The organism is Streptomyces sp. NPDC002994 (genome assembly GCF_040611155.1).
Classification (GTDB): Bacteria; Actinomycetota; Actinomycetes; order Streptomycetales; family Streptomycetaceae; genus Streptomyces.
The window spans coordinates 31,537-50,746 of the sequence record NZ_JBEXNQ010000031.1; the positions used below are offsets into that span (position 1 = coordinate 31,537).

A 19,210-nucleotide genomic window follows, 5' to 3' on the forward strand; every position below is an offset into this window, starting at 1 on the left:
GGCACGACGCAGGCACGACGAAGGGGGGCGCCGCTCGCTCGGAGCGGCGCCCCCCTTCGGACGCGTCAGAACTTGTTGCGCGGGGTGATGCCCAGCGACATGCCCGACAGGCCGCGTGCGCGGCCGCCCAGCTTGCCCGCGATCGTGCGCAGCGCCGCGCCCGCCGCCGAGTCCGGGTCGCTCAGCACGACGGGCTTGCCCTCGTCGCCGCCTTCGCGCAGCCGTACGTCGATGGGGATGGAGCCCAGCACCGGCACGTTCGTACCGGTCGTCTTGGTCAGCCCCTCGGCGACCCTCTGGCCGCCGCCGGTGCCGAAGACGTCGACGATCTCGTCGCAGTGCGGGCACGGCAGGCCCGACATGTTCTCGACGACGCCGACGATCTTCTGGTGGGTCTGTACGGCGATGGAGCCGGCCCGCTCCGCGACCTCGGCCGCCGCCTGCTGAGGCGTCGTCACGACAAGGATCTCGGCGTTCGGCACGAGCTGCGCCACCGAGATGGCGATGTCACCGGTGCCCGGCGGCAGGTCGAGCAGCAGCACGTCGAGGTCGCCCCAGTACACGTCCGCGAGGAACTGCTGGAGCGCCCGGTGCAGCATCGGCCCGCGCCACACCACGGGAGCGTTGCCCGGGGTGAACATGCCGATCGAGATGACCTTCACGCCGTGCGCCGACGGCGGCATGATCATGTTCTCGACCTGGGTGGGCTTGCCGTCCACGCCCAGCATGCGCGGCACGCTGTGGCCGTAGATGTCCGCGTCGACGACGCCGACCTTCAGGCCGTCCGCCGCCATCGCCGCGGCCAGGTTGACCGTCACCGAGGATTTGCCGACGCCGCCCTTGCCGGACGCCACCGCGTACACGCGGGTCAGCGAGCCGGGCTGGGCGAAGGGCACCTCGCGCTCGGCGGTGCCGCCGCGCAGGGCGCCCGCGAGCTCCTTGCGCTGCTCGTCGCTCATCACGTCGAGCTCGACGGAGACGCTTGTCACACCCTCGACGCGCTCGACCGCCTCGCGCACGTTGTTGGTGATGGTCTCGCGCATCGGGCAGCCGGAGACGGTGAGATAGACCGCGACGGCAACCGCGCCGTCCGCCCCGATCTCGACCGACTTGACCATGCCGAGGTCAGTGATCGGTTTGTGGATCTCGGGGTCGTTCACCGTCGCCAGTGCTTCGCGCACCGCGTCTTCCATAGCCATACGCCGATGGTACGGCGGATACCGCCACACGGGGAAAGCCCTGTCAGCGGTCGGCTTCGTCACTCTCGGAAGCGGGTTCGGGCGGGAATACGGAGCGACGATCCTCCATCTCCTTGACCAGGTCGACGAATTCCGAGCGGATCCAGTCCCGGGTGGCCACCTCGCCGAGCCCCATCCGCAGCGCCGCGACCTCCCGTGTGAGGTACTCGGTGTCCGCGATGGACCGCTCGTTCTGCTTGCGGTCCTGCTCGTGGGTGACGCGGTCCCGGTCGTCCTGGCGGTTCTGCGCGAGGAGGATCAGGGGTGCGGCGTACGACGCCTGGAGCGACAGCATCAGCGTCAGGAAGATGAACGGGTACTCGTCCCAGCGCAGGGCGGGCGGCGCGAAGATGTTCCACGCCACCCACAGCAGGATGGTCAGGGTCATCCAGACGAGGAAGCGGCCCGTGCCCAGGAAGCGCGCGATGCGCTCCGAGAACCGGCCGAAGGCCTCCGGGTCGTACTCCGGCAGCAGCCGCTTGCGCGCCGGGCGCGGCTGGTCCAGGCGCACCCGGGACGCCGCCCGCGGCAGCGCGCCGGCGCCCGTCGCGGTCCGGCCCCGCTCCCTCGGCTCGGCGTTCCTGTCACTGCCCACGGGCGGTCCTCCCGTGTCGCGCGACCCCCGGCGCCGACGGCGGCTCGTGGAACTCCGTCTCGCGCCAGTCGTCGGGCAGCAGGTGGTCGAGTACGTCGTCGACGGTCACGGCGCCGAGCAGCGAGCCGCTCGCGTCCACGACCGGGGCGGCGACCATGTTGTACGCCGCCAGGTAGCTCGTCACGGCGGGCAGTGGCGTGCCCGGCGACAGCGGCGGCAGGTCGGACTCCACGACCGAGCCGACCAACGTGCCCGGCGGCTCGCGCAGCATCCGCTGGAAGTGCACCGTCCCGAGGTACTTGCCCGTCGGCGTCTCGTCCGGCGGCCGGCAGACGTACGCCTGCGCGGCCAGCGCGGGGGAGAGGTCCTGCTGCCGCACGCGCGCCAGGGCGTCCGCGACCGTCGCGTCCGGCCGCAGCACGATCGGCTCGGTCGTCATCAGGCCACCGGCCGTCCGCTCCTCGTACGCGAGCAGCCGCCGTACGTCGGCCGCGTCGTCCGGTCGCATCAGCATCAGCAGCCGCTCCTTGTCCTCCTCGGGCAGCTCGGACAGCAGGTCGGCGGCGTCGTCCGGATCCATCGCCTCCAGGACGTCGGCCGCCCGCTCCTCCTTCAGCTTGCCGAGGATCTCCACCTGGTCGTCGTCGGGCAGCTCTTCCAGTACGTCGGCGAGCCGGTCGTCGTCGAGCGCGGCGGCCACCTCGGCGCGGCGCTTGGGCGTCAGGTGGTGCAGGGCGTTGGCGAGGTCGGCCGGGCGCAGCTGCTCGAAGGTGGCCAGGAGGCTCTCCGCGCCCTGTCCGTGCTCCTCCAGGGAGAAGCCGGTGACCGCTGACCACTCCACCGTCAGCGTCTCCCCGCGGCGCCGCAGTGCCCCGCCCTTGCCCTTGCGTACGAAGACCTTGTCGATCTCCCAGTCGCGGCGGGCCGGCAGCTGCACGATCGACACGTCGAGGACCGTGACCTCCTCGCCGGTGTCCACCAGGTGCACCCGGCGGTCGAGCAGTTCGCCGAGGATCAGCCGCTCGGTCGGACGCTGCTCGAAGCGGCGCATGTTGACCACGCCCGTCGTGATGACCTGTCCGGACTCGACACCCGTCACGCGGGTCATGGGGACGAAGATCCGGCGCCGGCTCACCACCTCGACGACCATGCCGAGCAGGCGCGGTGGCCTGTTGCCGACGCGAAGCATCGCCACCAGGTCGCGGACCCGGCCGACCTGGTCACCGTTCGGGTCGAACACGGCGATGCCCGCGAGGTGCGAGACGAAGACCCTGGGGGCGCCTGATGCCATGTGGTGCGCCTCCCTTTGTGGACAAAACGGGGCCGATAACGGCATCAGGCTAGCCCGTGCCGGCCCGCACCGCTCCCAAGGGGCCGTCCGGACGGCTCTCTGCCGGACGGCGTAGACGGCACAGGTACGCTGCCTGCTGCCACCCCGGACACCCGCATGAGAGGCAGTGCGCTTGTGACTGCATTTCCCCCGGCCGCCCGAGCCCGCCGGGCTGCCCTACTCGGCGTCGTGTGCGTCGGGCTGACCGCGGCGCTCACCGCCTGCGGTGAGGAACCGAAGCCGGACCCGGACAAGGGGACGAACGGGGTGGGCAGACTCTCGGCATCGGCCATCGAGGCCAAGGCGCGGAACGCGGCGCGTGACGCGGAGTCGGTGCGGCTCTCGGGCACCGTCGTCAGCAAGGGACGCTCGTACAAGCTGGACATGCGGCTCAAGGAGGACGGTGGCACGGGGTCCGTGACCTCCAAGGGCAGCACGTTCGAGCTGCTGCGCATCGACGACGAGCTCTTCATGAAGGCCGGCGCCGACTTCTGGGACCACGGGACGGGGCAGCCCTCGAAGTCCGACGAGGCGGCCGCCGGCAAGCTGGAGGACAAGTACGTCAAGGTCCCGGACGGCGACCCGGCGTACGACCAGCTGCGCGGCTTCACGGACAAGGACGTACTGCTCGACGGCCTGCTCGGGCTGCACGGCAAGCTGACCAAGGGCGAGCGCGAGGTGGTCGGCGGCGTCCGTACGATCGAGGTCACCGGCGGCAAGGGCGTCGGCGGGAGCCTGGCCGTGTCGCTGATGGGCACGCCGTACCCGCTGAAGCTGGAGCGGGCGGGCGGGGCGGGCGTGGTCAGGCTGGCCGACTGGGACCAGGAGTTCGCGCTGGAGGCGCCGGGCAAGGACGAGACCGTTGACTACGGCGGCCAGCTTCCCAAGACGTCGGACCCGTCCTAGTCCTTCTGCTGCTTTTTCTTGCGCTTCATGAGGAGCCGCGGCAGCCCTGCCGGTACGGGCAGCCGCGTCGTGGCGCTCGTCGGCAGCGGGGCCGCGGCGAGCGACCCGTCCGGGAGATCGGTGGTCGAGCTCTGCGGCTCCAGGCGCAGTACGCGGCATTCGCGGGCCCAGCGCTCGGTCATCTGCTCGGCGTCGGGAGCGTTCAGCCGCTTGCCCTTGAGCTCGGCGACGGCCGCGTCCCAGGCGTCGGTCCCGGCGGGGTGCTCGGTGACGGTGGCTGTCCAGGTGACGAGCCGGCCGCCCTTGTCCTTGCTGCGTACGGTCACCTCGGCGCTTCCGCCGTCGGCGAGCCCGGGGAGCGGCTGCTCCCCGGGGCCGTCTCCTACTACGTAGGCGGCGCCGTCGTGCCACACGTGCCAGAGCGATCGGGCGGGGCCGGTGCCGCGGACCCAGATGAGTCCGGACTTCTTGGTGGCCTCCTCGACGAGGGCCTGGTCGAGCAAGGTCTGCGTCATGCGGGCAAGCCTAGGCCCCGTGCCCTGCGGGGCTGTCCTCTGGGGCGGAGCTCCAGCGTGATCCTGGCGCCTCGCGCTCGTCGTCAGAGCCAGCCGTTTCGCTTGAGGGTGCGGTGGATGGACACACAGACCACCACGATCGAGCCCAGGACGAGTGGATAGCCGTACCGCCAGTGCAGCTCCGGCATGTGGTCGAAGTTCATGCCGTACACGCCGCAGATCATCGTCGGTACGGCCACGATCGCCGCCCAGGAGGTGATCTTTCGCATGTCCTCGTTCTGGGCGACCGTCGCCTGCGCGAGGTTCGCCTGGAGGATCGAGTTCAGCAGCTCGTCGAAGCCGACGACCTCTTCGTGCACGCGCGCGAGGTGGTCCGCGACGTCGCGGAAGTACTTCTGGATGTCCGGGTCGACGAGCCGCATCGGCCGCTCACTGAGCTGCTGCATCGGGCGAAGCAGCGGGGCCACCGCCCGCTTGAACTCCAGGACTTCCCTCTTGAGCTGGTAGATCCGTCCGGCGTCCGAACCGCGCGGACTCCCTTTTGCGGGCGCGGAGAAGACATCGATCTCGACCTCGTCGATGTCGTCCTGCACGGCGGCCGCGACCGCGATGTACCCGTCGACGACATGGTCGGCGATCGAGTGCAGCACCGCCGAAGGCCCTTTGGCCAGCAGCTCCGGATCGTCCTGGAGCCGGTGGCGCAGCGCCCGCAGCGAGCCCTTGCCGCCGTGCCGCACGGTGATGACGAAGTCCTTGCCGGTGAAGCACATCACCTCACCGGTCTCCACGACCTCACTGGTGGCGGTGAGTTCGGTGTGGTCGACGTAGTGGATCGTCTTGAAGACGGTGAAGAGCGTGTCGTCGTACCGCTCCAGCTTGGGCCGCTGATGCGCGTGTACGGCGTCCTCGACGGCCAGCGGGTGCAGCCCGAACTCGGCGGCGATACCGGCGAATTCGGCCTCGGTCGGCTCGTGCAGACCGATCCACGCGAAGCCGCCGCCCTCCCGGACGCGGGTCATCGCCTCGTGCGGAGTGAGGCATTCAGTGTCCTTCACGCGGCGGCCGTTCAGCCGTCGCCCGTCGCGGTAGACCGCGCAGTCCACGACCGCGCTGCTCGCGGACGGGTCCCGGGTGGTGTCGTAACTGCTGTACACGGCGCTGCTCTTGCGCAGGGACGGACGGACCGCTGCGCGCAGGTCACGGATCATCGACATGGCGGGCTCCTTCACGGAGAAGCCGTCTGCGAGGCGTGGCACTGCCCGGAATGGAGACGTGCGGGCCACGGCATCGGGGCGGCCGTACGTCGGCAAAGCGGGCGGCACCGCAGGGACGCGGTGACGGCGTTCGCTCAGACACGGATCAGGCAAAAACGAAGTGCTCTTCCGTCGCTTCCGTCGCGCGAAGTGCCGTGAGCCCCGTTGGTTTCACCGGCTGGCGACCGGGTACGAAGGGCTTCAAGCCCCGTGAGAAACCTTGGTGAACACTGGGAACGTTGGGAACGCTGACGGTGCGGAAGAGCGGTTGGTACTGCCGGGACGACTTCGATCCACCGCAGCCCCACCTCCTCCGGCCGGTCCCCCGTGGGGGATGACGTGATGTCGGGGCTCGAAAGCCACGCTTCTGCGTGCTGCCCTGACCAGCGGCCAAGAGTATCAGCCCACTGTTGTGTCAAGGCTCTCCCTCTGCCCGTTCCCTACGCGACTTATGCTCGCGGGCATGGGAGATGTTCTTGCGCTGGTGGAAGCCCGGTTGCGTACGACGCTGGGTGAACCGGACGCGCGCGCCGCCGTCACGTTCCTCGGTACGGACCGTATGGAGGTACTGCGCTTTGTGGACGGTGACGTCATCCGCTACGCCACCCTCGGCATGTCGGCCCAGCCGATGGCCGACCCGACCGCCGTCCTCGCCGATCAGGTGAAGGGCCCGCGCGCCGAACTGGTCCTGTCGGTACGGGCCGGCCTCGCCGACACCGACAAGGTGCTGCGCCCGCTCGCGGTCCTCGCGGCGTCCCCGCAGGTCGAGGGCGTGATCGTGGCCCCGGGCGCCTCGCTGGACCTGGGGGAACCGCTGTGGCCGGGGGCGCCCTTCAGCTCCGTACTGGTCGCGGAGTCCGGCGGCCTCGTCGAGGACCTGGAGCTGGACGACCCGATGGACCCCGTCCGCTTCCTTCCTCTGCTGCCCATGACGCCGAACGAGGCGGCGTGGAAGCGGGTCAAGGGCGCGCAGGAGCTCCAGGAGCGCTGGCTGTCCCACGGCACGAACCTGCGCGACCCGCTGCGGGCGTCGGTGCCTCTCGACTGACCGTCCGACGCGTGGATTCGGCGCCGGACGGGTGATCGTCCTTGACGCGGGGACGGCCGGGGAGGACCGTTGGGGCCTATGAGGGGCGAACCCAGTTGCCCGAAGTGCGGTGGCCGGGTCAGGGCGCCCGGTCTCTTTGCCGACTCCTGGCAGTGTGATGTGCACGGGGTGGTGCACCCGCTGCAGCCCGTGATCCCGCCCAGCGTCGAGGCACTCACCGTCGCGGTGAAGCGGGCCAAGGTCCCGGTGTGGATGCCGTGGCCCCTGCCCGTCGGCTGGCTGTTCACGGGGGTGGCCTGCGCGGGGGACGACCGCAGTGGCTCCCGCGCCACGGTCGTCGCCTGCTCGGGGCCCGGGCCGCTCGGCGGCCTCGGCGAGATGCTGCTGGTCGCGGAGGAGCTGGGCGTCGGCCTCGGCGCGCGGTACGCGGGCGTGGAAGGGCCCGATCCCGGGGCGTACATCAATATGGACAGCCCGCCCCAGGCCAAGCTCATGGCGGCAGGGCGGCCCACCCCGCTGTGGCATCTCTCCGGCGTCCCGGACGACCGCGCGGTCTTCGCGGGCGAGGCGTGCGGGCTGTGGCTGTGGGCGATCGTCTGGCCGGAGCAGTCGGGCCTGATGATGTACGACGAACTGATACTGACCGATCTGCGCGATGCGGGCGCGGAGGTGGACCTCGTGCCGTGCGGCGCGCTGTCGCCGCGGCTCCTGTCGTGAGACCGGGGGCTTCCGGAGAGAACGCGGGCGGAACCGGGGGCGTTCGATTCCCGGCTATCCTTGACCGGTCCCCCGTCCCGCCGAGCCCCGGAGCCAAGCGTCGTGCGCATCGACCTGCACACCCACTCCACGGCTTCGGACGGCACGGACACCCCCGCCGAGCTGGTGCGTAACGCCGCGGCCGCCGGACTCGACGTCGTGGCGCTCACCGACCACGACTCGACGCGCGGCCACGCCGAGGCGATCGCCGCGCTTCCGGCCGGGCTGACCCTCGTCACCGGCGCCGAGCTCTCCTGCCGTCTCGACGGCATCGGGCTGCACATGCTGGCGTACCTCTTCGATCCCGACGAGCCCGAGCTGGCGCGTGAGCGTGAGCTGGTACGGGACGACCGGGTGCCGCGTGCGCAGGGCATGGTCGGCAAGCTGCGCGAGCTGGGCGTACCGATCGAGTGGGACCAGGTCGCCCGTATCGCCGGAGACGGCTCGGTCGGCCGCCCGCACATCGCGTCCGCGCTGATGGAACTGGGTGTCGTCGAGAGCGTCTCGGACGCCTTTACGCCCGACTGGCTGGCCAACGGCGGCCGGGCGTACGTCGAGAAGCACGAACTCGACCCCTTCGACGCGATCCGCCTCGTCAAGGCGGCCGGCGGAGTCACCGTCTTCGCGCACCCCGGCGCCGCCAAGCGTGGCGACACCGTTCCCGAGAGCGCGATAGCGGCGCTCGCCGCCGCGGGCCTCGACGGGATCGAGGTCGACCACATGGACCACGACGAGCCCACCCGCGCGCGCATGCGCGGCCTCGCCGCCGATCTGGGGCTGCTGACGACCGGGTCCAGCGACTACCACGGCAGCCGGAAGACCGTGCGGCTCGGTGAGTTCACCACGGACCCCGAGATCTACGGCGAGATCACGCGGCGGGCGACCGGCGCGTTCCCGGTGCCGGGCGCGGGCGGAAGTCTCCTTCCGTAAGTCCGTCAGTCCGTCAGTCCGTACGCCGTGACTCCTCCCTCGTACGACCCCTCTTCTCGCAAGGCCTCACTGTGCTCGACTTTGCCGTTTTCGGATCCCTCTTTCTCACCCTTTTTGTGATTATGGACCCCCCTGGGATCACGCCGATCTTCCTCGGCCTGACTTCGGGGCGGCCTGCCAAGGTGCAGCGCAGGATGGCCTGGCAGGCCGTCGCTGTCGCCTTCGGCGTGATCGCCGTCTTCGGCGTCCTCGGCCAGCAGATCCTCGACTACCTGCATGTCTCCGTTCCCGCGCTGATGATCGCGGGTGGTCTGCTGCTGCTTCTGATCGCGCTCGACCTGCTCACCGGCAAGACCGACGAGCCGACGCAGACCAAGGACGTCAATGTCGCGCTCGTACCGCTGGGGATGCCGCTGCTGGCGGGTCCGGGTGCGATCGTCTCGGTGATCCTCGCCGTACAGCACGCGGAGAGCGTCAAGGCGCAGGTCTCGGTGTGGGCGGCGATCGTCGTGATGCACGTGGTCCTGTGGCTGACCATGCGCTACTCGCTGCTGATCATCCGCGTGATCAAGGACGGCGGCGTGGTCCTGGTGACGCGGCTCGCGGGCATGATGCTGTCCGCGATCGCGGTGCAGCAGATCATCAACGGAGTCACCCAGGTGATCCAGGGCAGCTGACGGGCCGCCCCTGACGCACGAGCGCCCCCGTACACGGTGTACGGGGGCGCTTACCTCTCACTGAAACCACTACTGCTGAGTGTTATGAAGCCGAGGTCTCGGCCGGGCGGATATAGATGCGCTGGCCGACAGAGGCGGCCTGCTGCACGATCCGGTTGACGGAGGCGGCGTCCACGACGGTGCTGTCAACGGCGGAGCCGTCGACGTCGTCCAGGCGCATGATTTCGAAGCGCAAGGCTTCTCCCTTCGTCTGATCCTCCTGCTGGAGAACTATGTGTGGGAACGCGAGGCTAGGCGCCCCGCGTTCTCTATGGGTTACAACGGTGTGCACGCCACAGTCATTCCCTACGCTAAAGAAAACTTTCGGCTCTCTAAATACTCACTGGTAGCGGGACCGGTTGTGCCCGCTCGCTCACGCCACGGACAATGAGAGCCGTATGGACGACGCACAGCCTTCGGGCCCCACTGAACTGGCCAGGGTCACCGCCCGCCTGGAACGCACCAACGAGCTGCTCCAGCGCATGCTCGCCGAGGTGGCGAAGACCCCCTCCACCCATGCGATCTTCGTCGACGCCGGGTATGTGTACGCGGCGGCGGGCCTGCTGGTGACCGGGACCGAGGACCGCAGGTCCTTCGACCTCGACGCGGAAGGGATCATCGAGGCCTTCATCGACAAGGCCCGCACGATCTTCGCGGACAGCAGGCTGCTGCGGGTGTACTGGTACGACGGGGCCAGGCGGCGCATCCACACCCCCGAGCAGCAGACGATCGCCGAGCTGCCCGACGTCAAGGTCCGCCTCGGCAACCTCAACGCCAACAACCAGCAGAAGGGTGTCGACTCCCTGATCCGTACGGACCTGGAATCGCTGGCCAGGCACCGCGCGATCAGCGACGCGGCACTGGTGGGCGGGGACGAGGACCTGGTGTCGGCGGTCGAGGCGGCCCAGGGGTACGGCGCACGCGTCCACCTGTGGGGCATTGAGGCGGGCGAGGGCCGCAACCAGGCCGAACCGCTCCTGTGGGAGGTCGACAGCCAGCGCACCTTCGACCGTGACTTCTGCAAGCCGTACGTCACGCGGCGCCCGGTGACGACGTACGAGAACGAGGGCACCCCGCGGCCGACCCGCGAGGACGTCCGCTTCATCGGCGCGCAGATCGCGGCGGCGTGGCTGGGAGCGCGGGGCCGCGAATCGCTGGCCGACCTGCTGCCTGGCCACCCCTACCTGCCGGGATCGGTGGACCAGGAGCTCCTGGTGGAGGCGGAGCGGCTGCTCCAGCGATCCCTGCGCGGCCACGCGGACCTGCGCCGAGCGCTGCGGGACGGCTTCTGGCAGCACCTCCAGGCGCAGTACTGAGCCTGCGACGGGGCTGACGGACAGGCTAAAGAGCGTCCCAGAACCCCGCCAGCGCCTTGGCGGTCTCCTCCGGGCGGTCGGTGTTCGGTGAGTGCTGGGCGCCCTCGATCACGGTCCGGTACGCGCCCAGCCGCTCGGCCATCGCGTCGATCAGCGGCACGGGCCAGGTGTCGTCCACAGCCCCCGACACCACGTGCACCGGCAGTCCCACCGCGGCGAGTTCGTCCACACGGTCCGGCTCGCCGGTCAACTGCCTGCCGGTGGCGACGAGCTGCGCGGGGGCGTGTCGCAGCCAGCGTGCGCGCAGGGGGCTGCTGTCGAGGTCGGCGTCCTCCGGCGGGTCGAGCTGCTGCATGGCCTCCCACACCTGCGCCATGGTCATGGCGCCGAGGGCCTGTGTCAGCAGTGCGATCTTCTGCTGCTGTGCGGGCGAAACCTCGGCTGGGCCCGACGAGATGAGGGTCAGCGACGCGAACGGCGAGGCGTCGATGAGTACGGCCGCACGGGAGACCTGACCGCCGAGGGAGTGCCCGACGAGGTGTACGGGCGTACCGACAGCTTCTGCCTGCGCGAGGACATCGAGCGCCAACTGCCGCTGTGCGTAAGCCTCTTGGCCGTCCGGGCCCTCGGACTCGTACTGCCCGCGCCCGTCGACCGCGACGACCCGGTAGCCGGCGTCCGCGAGCGGCACCAGCATCGCGATGAAGTCTTCCTTGCTCCCGGTGTAGCCGGGCAGCAGGAGCGCGGTACCCCTGGGCTCCGCGCGTGGTGGCCGCGCTTCGAGGGCGGCGAATACGCCGCGCGACGTGCGCAGGGGGAGCGCGCGGGTACCGGGGGGCGGGGTGAACGTCGGCGGCCTGCTCATGCGACGAGGCTAACGGCTGATGGCCCGGCCCCCGCGAACGGGGACCGGGCCATCAGGAGTGGTTCGCTCAGCTCTCCGGCTGGGCGGCAACGGCCGCGCGGGTGCGGCGGCGCGGTGCCTTCACCGGAGCGGCCTCGGCCTCCGCCTCGGCGGAGGCGTCCACCGTGACCTCGGCCGGCTTGGCGGCGCGGGTACGGCGTCGGGGCGCCTTCGGGGCCTCGGTCTCCGTCGCGGGGGCGGGGACCTGGGCCTCGGCGGTGTCCACGGCGGCGGCGCGGGTGCGGCGACGCGGTGCCTTGGCCGGGGCGGCCTCGGCCTCGGCGGAAGCGTCCACCGTGACCTCGGCCGTCTTGGCGGTGCGCGTACGGCGACGGGGAGCCTCCGGCTCCGCCGCGGGGGCGATCTGGAACTCGGTGGTGTCGACGGCAACGGCCGCGCGGGTGCGGCGGCGCGGTGCCTTGGCCGGAGCGGCCTCCACCTCGGCCTCAGCGGTCGCGGTTGCCTCGGCGGTTGCCTCGGAGGCGGCCTCGACCGGCTTCGCGGCGCGCGTACGGCGACGGGGCTTCGTCGGAGCCTCGGGCTCCGCCGCGGGGGCGGGAACCAGGGCCTCCACCGTCTCCACGACGGCGTCGGCCGCACGGGTACGGCGACGGCGGCGGGGAGTGCGCGGCTCGGCAGGAGCGTCGGTGGCCGTAGCGGCCTCCGGCGCCTCAACGGGCGCCGAACCCGCAGTAACCGTCGCCTCGTCCGCCGAAAGCGGCGCCCCATTGCGCGTACGACGACGCTGACGCGGCGTACGCGGGGCACGCTCCTCAACGACGGCCGGCGCGGCAGCCGCAGCGGCCGGTGCGGACTTGCGCCCGCGGCCACCCGTCTCGCCGAGGTCCTCGACCTGCTCCGCGCGCAGACCCGCACGCGTCCGGTCGGCCCGGGGCAGTATGCCCTTCGTACCGACGGGGATGCACAGGATCTCGTACAGGTGAGCAGACGTGGAGTACGTCTCCTCCGGTTCGTCGAACGGCAGGTCCAGCGCCTTGTTGATGAGCTTCCAGCGCGGGATGTCGTCCCAGTCGACCAGGGTGACGGCGATGCCCTTCGCGCCCGCGCGGCCGGTGCGGCCGACGCGGTGCAGGTAGGTCTTCTCGTCCTCGGGCGTCTGGTAGTTGATGACGTGGGTCACACCCTCGACGTCGATACCGCGCGCGGCGACGTCGGTGCAGACCAGCACGTCGACCTTGCCGTTGCGGAACGCGCGCAGCGCCTGCTCACGCGCGCCCTGGCCGAGGTCACCGTGGACCGCGCCGGAGGCGAAGCCGCGCTTCTCGAGCTGCTCGGCGATGTCCGCGGCGGTGCGCTTCGTACGGCAGAAGATCATCGCGAGTCCGCGGCCGTCGGCCTGGAGGATGCGGGAGACGAGCTCCGGCTTGTCCATGTTGTGCGCGCGGAAGACGTGCTGCGTGATGTTCGCGACGGTCGCGCCCTCGTCGTCGGGCGACGTGGCGCTGATGTGCGTCGGCTGCGACATGTACTTGCGGGCGAGGCCGATGACGGCGCCCGGCATGGTCGCCGAGAACAGCATCGTCTGGCGCTTCGGCGGCAGCATCTTCATGATCTTCTCGACGTCGGGCAGGAAGCCCAGGTCGAGCATCTCGTCGGCCTCGTCGAGGACGAGCGAACGTACATGAGAAAGGTCGAGCTTCTTCTGGCCGGCCAGGTCGAGCAGACGCCCGGGCGTACCGACGACGATGTCGACGCCCTTCTTGAGCGCCTCCACCTGGGGCTCGTACGCACGGCCGCCGTAAATGGCGAGCACGCGGACGTTACGGACCTTGCCGGCGGTCAGCAGGTCGTTGGTGACCTGCTGGCACAGCTCACGGGTCGGTACGACGACGAGCGCCTGCGGGGCCTCGGTCAGCTTCTCGGGCGCTGCCCGGCCGGCCTCGACGTCCGCGGGGACGGTGACGCGCTCGAGCAGCGGAAGGCCGAAGCCGAGCGTCTTGCCGGTGCCGGTCTTGGCCTGGCCGATGACGTCACTGCCGGAGAGCGCGACGGGGAGCGTCATCTCCTGGATGGGGAAGGGGGACATGATGCCGACGGCCTCAAGGGCTTCGGCGGTCTCGGAAAGGATCCCGAGGTCTCGGAACGTAGTCAGGGTGCTGCCTCTTCTGTGAGACGCGACGCGACGCGAACGAAGGGGGTCGTACCGTGCCTGGTGTTCGTCCGGCCAAAAAATGGGCCGGGAGGCGCGGGACCACGTGCCATCGCTCAAGCGCTCGTGCCGCTGAGGGGGCCCCTCATCTTGCGGTCGTACGCCTTGGTACGCCCCGCGTGGAGGGCTGTCGGGTCGGAGCCGATCGGGCCACCGACCGGGCATCCTCATTCAAATGCGCCGCGTAATGCCATGGGCACTCTGCGAGGCGCATTACCACTGTACCCCGGATTCGCGCATGTGTGTTGGGAGGATTTCCCGGATCGGTGTGACATGAGTGGCTGACCAGGCCCTTACGCACCGCACAGAGCGGGCTATTGTGCGGTTCATGGAGACGCCTGACAACGCCACTGCACCCGAAGAGACGCCCCGGACCGGTATCGCCGCCCAGGACTGGGCGACGGCGTCCACCGAGCCGAATTACCACGCCGCGGTCGTGGACCTGCTGGGCGCGCTCGCGTACGGAGAGCTGGCGGCCTTCGAGCGCCTCGCCGAGGACGCGAAGCTCGCCCCGACGCTCGCCGACAAGGCGGAGCTGGCGAAGATGGCGTCGGCGGAGTTCCACCACTTCGAGCGGCTGCGGGACCGGCTGACCGCGATCGACGAGGAGCCGACGGCGGCGATGGAGCCCTTCGCGAAGGCCCTGGACGACTTCCACCGCCAGACGGCGCCGTCGGACTGGCTCGAAGGGCTGGTCAAGGCGTACGTCGGCGACTCGATCGCCAGTGATTTCTACCGCGAGGTCGCGGAGCGGCTCGACTCGGACACGCGCGGGCTCGTGCTCGCCGTGCTCGACGACACGGGGCACGGGAACTTCGCGGTGGAGAAGGTACGCGCCGCGATCGAGGCCGACCCGCGCTGCGGCGGCCGGCTCGCGCTCTGGGCACGCAGGCTGATGGGTGAGGCGCTCTCGCAGGCGCAGCGGGTCGTGGCGGACCGCGACGCGCTGTCCACGATGCTCGTGGGCGGCGTCGCCGACGGTTTCGACCTGGCGGAGGTGGGGCGGATGTTCTCCCGGATCACCGAGGCTCACACCAAGCGCATGGCGGCGCTCGGGTTGGCGGCGTAACCCCGCAGACGGACCGACGGACCGACGGACCGACGGACCGACGGAGCGACCGGGCGTTACGCCGCCGCCGAACGGCGGATGTGACCCCTGGGGCGGATGAGGAGCGACAGCAGGACCGCTCCCACCGCCACCGCGCCGATCAGTGTCGCGACGACATGACCGGGCCCCAGTGCGGAATGCGTGACGTACGCACCGAACAGGGCCCCGAGCGGGCCCGCGGCCAGGACCAGGCGCCGTGAGGGCAGCCGGTCCGCGAGCCGGTGGGCAGCCGCCCAGGCAAGGGCGAAGCCGAGGGCAATGGAGCCGAGAGCTTCCAAGATCACGTGGTTTCCTCCCGCGCAGCCAGGGTGCAAATGGGTCGTAGCCCGTACTACCCCCGCCTCGCGGAAGGCAACCCTCCCCGGGTCCTGCGAACGGGCCTGCGAAATGAACAAACGGAACCGGCCCGGTGGGAGATCCCACCGGGCCGGTTCCGTTTGCTGTGCTGCGGTGCTGCCGACGCCTACAGCGCGCCGAAGCCCACCCTGCGCGTCGTCGGCTCGCCGATTTCTACGTAGGCGATCCGGTCAGCGGGAACGAGGACCGTACGGCCCTTGTCGTCCTTGAGGCTGAGCAGCTGCGCCTTGCCGGCCAGCGCGTCGGAAACCGCGCGCTCGACCTCCTCGGTGGACTGCCCGCTCTCCAGAACGATCTCCCGGGGCGCGTGCTGCACGCCGATCTTGACCTCCACGGCTATGTCCCTCCGACGGTCATCCAGTGCTGCGGTGCGCGGTCAGCCGCGCTGTACGCAGCACACATTAGCCCGGTGAGGGGACACGGAACGCGCCGACGACGCATGCCGGAAGCGAACACGCGCCGGGAACACATTCCGCGAGCACGCGCCGCGTCAGTGCTCGCTGCCGTGCAGCGGGAAGCCCGCGATGCCGCGCCAGGCGAGCGACGTCAGCAGCTGCACCGCCGTGTCGCGCGGAATCGTGCTGCCGCTGGAGAGCCAGTAGCGCGCGACGACCTGCGACACGCCGCCGAGACCGACGGCCAGCAGCATCGACTCGTCCTTGGACAGTCCGGTGTCCTCGGCGATGACCTCACTGATCGCCTCGGCGCACTGGAGCGACACGCGGTCGACGCGCTCGCGCACGGCCGGCTCGTTCGTCAGGTCCGACTCGAAGACCAGACGGAACGCGCCGCCCTCGTCCTCGACGTACGCGAAATAGGCGTCCATCGTCGCGGCCACGCGCAGCTTATTGTCCGTGGTCGAGGCGAGGGCCGTACGTACCGCCTGGAGCAGCGACTCGCAGTGCTGGTCCAGGAGGGCCAGGTACAGCTCCAGCTTTCCCGGGAAGTGCTGGTACAGGACCGGCTTGCTCACGCCGGCCCGCTCGGCGATGTCGTCCATCGCCGCCGCGTGGTACCCCTGCGCGACGAAGACCTCCTGCGCCGCGCCCAGAAGTTGATTGCGTCGGGCTCGGCGGGGCAGGCGTGTGCCGCGTGGGCGTGCCGCCTCTGTCTGCTCGGTGGCTGTCACGCCGCCTCCCATGTCTTTCAGTTTCGCGACCTTTCAACAGCACGGCCGTTCCGTGCGCCGTGTGCGCCGCGCCCGCCATCGTACTTTTGGGTAACCCGGGTGCGCGCGGTGCGGACGGAGAATTTCACGGACCGGACGCCTGCGGAAGGCCGATCGGGGGCTGACCAGCGCCTTCAGTAGCGTCGGATCAGCGGTAGTCGTCCTCGTCAAGGGCTACGACGCGGGCTTGTTCCGCGGCGTCGCCGTCGGTCGCCTCCCCGCGGTCGATGCCGGTCGGAGGAGCGTCGTGAGTCTCCTGCCACTCCGTGCGCTGCTCCGCGGCGTCCGCCTCGGAGGCGTCGCTGTCGAGTTCGTCGGGTTCTTGGTTGTTGTCGAACGGTTCCTCCGCTGCGAAGGTGTCCGGGTCGGTCGGATCGACAGACATGCGTGGCTGCCTTTCAGAGTGAGAACTCGAGCCGGCGCGTACGCCCCTTTGCTCCGAGGGTAGATCTGTGACGGCGAACACACGATTCAGTGCGTGATCGTCTCGTAACATTGCCGCATGTCTTCGACCGAGCTGCCCGGGCCCAGCCTCGCCGCCGCCACCGCGGTGCCACGGGTCAGTGCCGTGCGGGTCGCCGACGGGGAGAAGCTGCGCTCCGTCAGCCTGCCCGGGCTGACGCTGAACGTACGCACCCGGCCTCCGGCGCGTACCGGGCTCCCGCCCGCGCTGTACGTGCACGGTCTCGGCGGGTCCTCGCAGAACTGGTCGGCCCTGATGCCGCTGCTCGCCGACCGCCTGGACGGCGAGGCGGTGGACCTGCCCGGTTTCGGGGACTCCCCGCCACCGGACGACGGCAACTATTCGGTCAGCGGGCAGGCGCGCGCCTGCATCCGGCTGCTCGACGCGAGCGGGCGCGGACCGGTGCACCTCTTCGGCAACTCGCTGGGCGGCACGGTCGCCACGCGCATCGCGGCCGTCAGGCCCGACCTGGTGCGCACGCTCACGCTCGTCTCGCCGGCCCTCCCGGAGCTCCGGGTGCAGCGCACGGCGGTGCCGACGGCGCTGCTCGCGCTGCCGGGGATCGCCTCGCTGTTCGCCCGGCTCAGCAAGGACTGGACGGCCGAGCAGCGCACGCGCGGCGTGATGGCGCTCTGTTACGGCGATCCGCAGGCGGTTACGCCCGAGGCATTCCGGCACGCCGTGGAGGAAATGGAGCGGCGGCTGGAACTGCCGTACTTCTGGGACGCGATGACGCGTTCGGCGCGGGGGATCGTCGACGCGTACACACTGGGCGGACAGCACGGTCTGTGGCGGCAGGCGGAGCGGGTGCTCGCGCCGACGCTGCTGGTGTACGGAGGGCGGGATCAGCTCGTGTCGTACCGTATGGCGCGCAGGGCGGCGGCGGCGTTCCGCGATTCGCGGCTGCTGACCCTGCCCGACGCCGGGCACGTGGCGATGATGGAATATCCGGAGGCGGTCGCCAGCGCTGTCCGGGAACTGATCGATGACTGCGGTAGGAGCTGATCCGGCGCGTGGGACGTCATAGTCGCCGAGGCCCCGCACCCAAGGGGGCTGCCGAAAAACCCGCCATACCGGGCCCGGGTGAGGGAGTCGCGGCAGGTCCGGACGCGGCGGGCGTACGGCGCAGACAGCGCCCCCAGCAGCATCAGCAGTACGGCGGCACTCCGGCTCATGGGGTGCCGCACGTGCGCGGCGGGCACCCCGAGCAGCGGGAGTCCGGCGGCGGCTGGGGCGTAGCGCCCGACGGCAGGTACGGCGACTGGCAGGGGGCGCCTCGTGCGCCGCAGGGGCCGGGGCCGCAGGCGCAGGCGCAATCTCAGGCGCGGTACGCGGCGGCCGGAGCCCGGATACCGGGACCGCGGCAGGAGTTCGTCGAGGCGTTCGACGCTCCGCCCAGGTTTCCGTCCGCGGCCGGTCCGTCCGGCTCGGTCACCGACGGGCAACGCGACGAGACCGCTGATGACGCTCATGACGGCGATGGCGGTGACGTTCGCGACGCCCCTGCCAAAGGCGGCAAGGGGCGGGCCTTCACCGGGATCGCCGCGGCCGCGGTGACCACCGTGCTCGCCGTTGTCGTGGCCGGGCAGGTCGCTCAGGGCGACAAGGACCCCGTGGCCTCCCCGGCCGCCGGGGACAGGAACACCGGTGAGAGCGACGCCTCGCGCTCGGACTCCCGGCCGACGCCGTCGCGGGGAGTGGCGGCCGCCCCGGCGACGTACGAGCAGCAGATGGCCAGGACGTACCCGATCGACCCGAAGCTGACGGGCCGGGGCGACTTCCAGGCGATCGGCGGGTTCGACAAGGCCCCGGGCAAGGGGCAGAAGTATGTGTACCGGGTGGATGTCGAGAAGGGGCTCGGCCTCGACGGCGCTGTCTTCGCCCGTGCCGTGCAGGAGACCCTCAACGACGACCGGAGCTGGGCCCACAACGGCGCCATGACGTTCGAGCGGATCTCCTCCGGCCGGCCCGACTTCGTCGTCACGCTCGCGAGCCCGGGCACCACCGGTGTGTGGTGTGCGAAGTCAGGTCTCGACACGCTCTCGGGCAATGTCTCGTGCGATTCGGCGGCGACCGAGCGCGTGATGATCAACGCGTACCGGTGGGCGCAGGGGGCCGAGACGTTCGGCAAGGACAAGATGTTCACGTACCGGCAGATGCTCATCAACCACGAGGTGGGCCACCGGCTCGGGCACGGTCACAAGAACTGCGAGACCCCGGGCGAGCTGGCGCCGATCATGCAGCAGCAGACGAAGTCGCTGGACATCGGCGGCGTCAGGTGCAAGCCCAACGCGTGGGTGTTTCCCGGCAGTTGAGGCTCTGCGGCGCGCTGGCCGCAGCCTGACAGAACGTAACCGAAAAGCTCCTTAGCGCGACAGAACGCTACCGCGCGGCGAAAGTTACGCGTGTTCACCCCTTTTGGTGGCGCGATGGACAA

General features: G+C 70.5%; 21 protein-coding genes. 9 read left to right on the forward strand and 12 right to left on the reverse strand.

From position 1 onward, the window contains the following. Positions 1–65: 65 nt before the first annotated feature. The 3 genes from ABZX79_RS31455 to ABZX79_RS31465 are packed head-to-tail and all read right to left on the reverse strand — an operon-like array spanning position 66 to position 3,124. Complete coding sequence (locus ABZX79_RS31455) at positions 66–1,199, reverse strand: Mrp/NBP35 family ATP-binding protein (RefSeq protein ID WP_355265268.1); 1,134 nt, start codon at positions 1,197–1,199, stop codon at positions 66–68. Positions 1,200–1,242: 43 nt separating this feature from the next. Then, positions 1,243–1,770: a DUF1003 domain-containing protein gene (locus tag ABZX79_RS31460; RefSeq protein ID WP_355265416.1), complete on the reverse strand. Its 528-nt coding sequence runs from the start codon at positions 1,768–1,770 to the stop codon at positions 1,243–1,245. A gap of 52 nt (positions 1,771–1,822) precedes the next feature. After that, on the reverse strand, positions 1,823–3,124 hold the full coding sequence (locus ABZX79_RS31465; RefSeq protein WP_355265271.1) for a CBS domain-containing protein: 1,302 nt from the start codon (positions 3,122–3,124) through the stop codon (positions 1,823–1,825). Between the two features lie 174 nt (positions 3,125–3,298). Here ABZX79_RS31465 and ABZX79_RS31470 point away from each other — a divergent pair, with 174 nt between their 5' ends. Next, entirely contained in the window at positions 3,299–4,069 is a 771-nt protein-coding gene (locus ABZX79_RS31470; RefSeq protein WP_355265274.1) for a hypothetical protein, read from the forward strand. On the opposite strand, the gene ABZX79_RS31475 is transcribed toward ABZX79_RS31470, so the two are convergent. Together ABZX79_RS31475 and ABZX79_RS31480 are read right to left on the reverse strand one after the other, a co-directional pair. Further along, positions 4,066–4,584: a hypothetical protein gene (locus tag ABZX79_RS31475; protein ID WP_355265277.1), complete on the reverse strand. Its 519-nt coding sequence runs from the start codon at positions 4,582–4,584 to the stop codon at positions 4,066–4,068. The genes ABZX79_RS31470 and ABZX79_RS31475 overlap by 4 nt on opposite strands. A gap of 83 nt (positions 4,585–4,667) precedes the next feature. Further along, positions 4,668–5,798, reverse strand: coding sequence for a magnesium and cobalt transport protein CorA (locus ABZX79_RS31480; protein ID WP_355265280.1), 1,131 nt, complete (start codon positions 5,796–5,798; stop codon positions 4,668–4,670). A 502-nt stretch (positions 5,799–6,300) separates the two neighbouring features. Here ABZX79_RS31480 and ABZX79_RS31485 point away from each other — a divergent pair. The 4 genes from ABZX79_RS31485 to ABZX79_RS31500 all read left to right on the forward strand — a co-directional run bounded on the left by ABZX79_RS31485 (position 6,301) and on the right by ABZX79_RS31500 (position 9,248). Further along, a complete protein-coding gene (locus ABZX79_RS31485) occupies positions 6,301–6,885 on the forward strand; it encodes a suppressor of fused domain protein (RefSeq protein WP_355265283.1) in 585 nt (194 codons plus the stop codon). A gap of 78 nt (positions 6,886–6,963) precedes the next feature. Next, positions 6,964–7,602, forward strand: a complete 639-nt coding sequence (locus ABZX79_RS31490) for a DUF6758 family protein (protein ID WP_355265286.1) — start codon at positions 6,964–6,966, stop codon at positions 7,600–7,602. Between the two features lie 102 nt (positions 7,603–7,704). Then, a complete protein-coding gene (locus ABZX79_RS31495) occupies positions 7,705–8,571 on the forward strand; it encodes a PHP domain-containing protein (RefSeq protein WP_355265289.1) in 867 nt (288 codons plus the stop codon). 71 nt (positions 8,572–8,642) lie between these two features. After that, positions 8,643–9,248, forward strand: a complete 606-nt coding sequence (locus ABZX79_RS31500; RefSeq protein ID WP_214975342.1) for a MarC family protein — start codon at positions 8,643–8,645, stop codon at positions 9,246–9,248. An 82-nt stretch (positions 9,249–9,330) separates the two neighbouring features. Here ABZX79_RS31500 and ABZX79_RS31505 read toward each other — a convergent pair whose 3' ends face one another. Next, the gene (locus ABZX79_RS31505) at positions 9,331–9,483 is read right to left on the reverse strand and encodes a hypothetical protein (protein WP_093799180.1); all 153 of its coding nucleotides are present in this window, start codon (positions 9,481–9,483) and stop codon (positions 9,331–9,333) included. Between the two features lie 202 nt (positions 9,484–9,685). Here ABZX79_RS31505 and ABZX79_RS31510 point away from each other — a divergent pair, with 202 nt between their 5' ends. Further along, on the forward strand, positions 9,686–10,603 hold the full coding sequence (locus tag ABZX79_RS31510; protein ID WP_355265294.1) for an NYN domain-containing protein: 918 nt from the start codon (positions 9,686–9,688) through the stop codon (positions 10,601–10,603). A gap of 25 nt (positions 10,604–10,628) precedes the next feature. Here ABZX79_RS31510 and ABZX79_RS31515 read toward each other — a convergent pair whose 3' ends face one another. Then, complete coding sequence (locus ABZX79_RS31515; protein WP_355265297.1) at positions 10,629–11,468, reverse strand: alpha/beta hydrolase; 840 nt, start codon at positions 11,466–11,468, stop codon at positions 10,629–10,631. 67 nt (positions 11,469–11,535) lie between these two features. Then, complete coding sequence (locus tag ABZX79_RS31520; RefSeq protein WP_355265300.1) at positions 11,536–13,554, reverse strand: DEAD/DEAH box helicase; 2,019 nt, start codon at positions 13,552–13,554, stop codon at positions 11,536–11,538. 451 nt (positions 13,555–14,005) lie between these two features. Here ABZX79_RS31520 and ABZX79_RS31525 point away from each other — a divergent pair, with 451 nt between their 5' ends. Beyond that, positions 14,006–14,746 carry a ferritin-like fold-containing protein gene (locus tag ABZX79_RS31525; RefSeq protein ID WP_214975350.1) on the forward strand — a complete coding sequence of 247 codons (741 nt, stop codon included), beginning with the start codon at positions 14,006–14,008 and terminating at the stop codon, positions 14,744–14,746. 56 nt (positions 14,747–14,802) lie between these two features. On the opposite strand, the gene ABZX79_RS31530 is transcribed toward ABZX79_RS31525, so the two are convergent. The 4 genes from ABZX79_RS31530 to ABZX79_RS31545 all read right to left on the reverse strand — a co-directional run bounded on the left by ABZX79_RS31530 (position 14,803) and on the right by ABZX79_RS31545 (position 16,695). Further along, positions 14,803–15,069: a hypothetical protein gene (locus ABZX79_RS31530; RefSeq protein WP_355265303.1), complete on the reverse strand. Its 267-nt coding sequence runs from the start codon at positions 15,067–15,069 to the stop codon at positions 14,803–14,805. Between the two features lie 179 nt (positions 15,070–15,248). After that, positions 15,249–15,476, reverse strand: a complete 228-nt coding sequence (locus ABZX79_RS31535; RefSeq protein WP_028811791.1) for a DUF3107 domain-containing protein — start codon at positions 15,474–15,476, stop codon at positions 15,249–15,251. A 156-nt stretch (positions 15,477–15,632) separates the two neighbouring features. Next, entirely contained in the window at positions 15,633–16,271 is a 639-nt protein-coding gene (locus ABZX79_RS31540; protein WP_214978069.1) for a TetR/AcrR family transcriptional regulator, read from the reverse strand. A gap of 187 nt (positions 16,272–16,458) precedes the next feature. Next, positions 16,459–16,695: a hypothetical protein gene (locus ABZX79_RS31545; RefSeq protein WP_355265308.1), complete on the reverse strand. Its 237-nt coding sequence runs from the start codon at positions 16,693–16,695 to the stop codon at positions 16,459–16,461. A gap of 117 nt (positions 16,696–16,812) precedes the next feature. On the opposite strand from ABZX79_RS31545, the gene ABZX79_RS31550 reads away from it, so the two are divergent. Together ABZX79_RS31550 and ABZX79_RS31555 are read left to right on the forward strand one after the other, a co-directional pair. Beyond that, positions 16,813–17,778, forward strand: coding sequence for an alpha/beta hydrolase (locus tag ABZX79_RS31550; RefSeq protein ID WP_355265311.1), 966 nt, complete (start codon positions 16,813–16,815; stop codon positions 17,776–17,778). Between the two features lie 8 nt (positions 17,779–17,786). Further along, positions 17,787–19,088, forward strand: a complete 1,302-nt coding sequence (locus ABZX79_RS31555; protein ID WP_355265314.1) for a DUF3152 domain-containing protein — start codon at positions 17,787–17,789, stop codon at positions 19,086–19,088. Positions 19,089–19,210 lie beyond the last annotated feature (122 nt).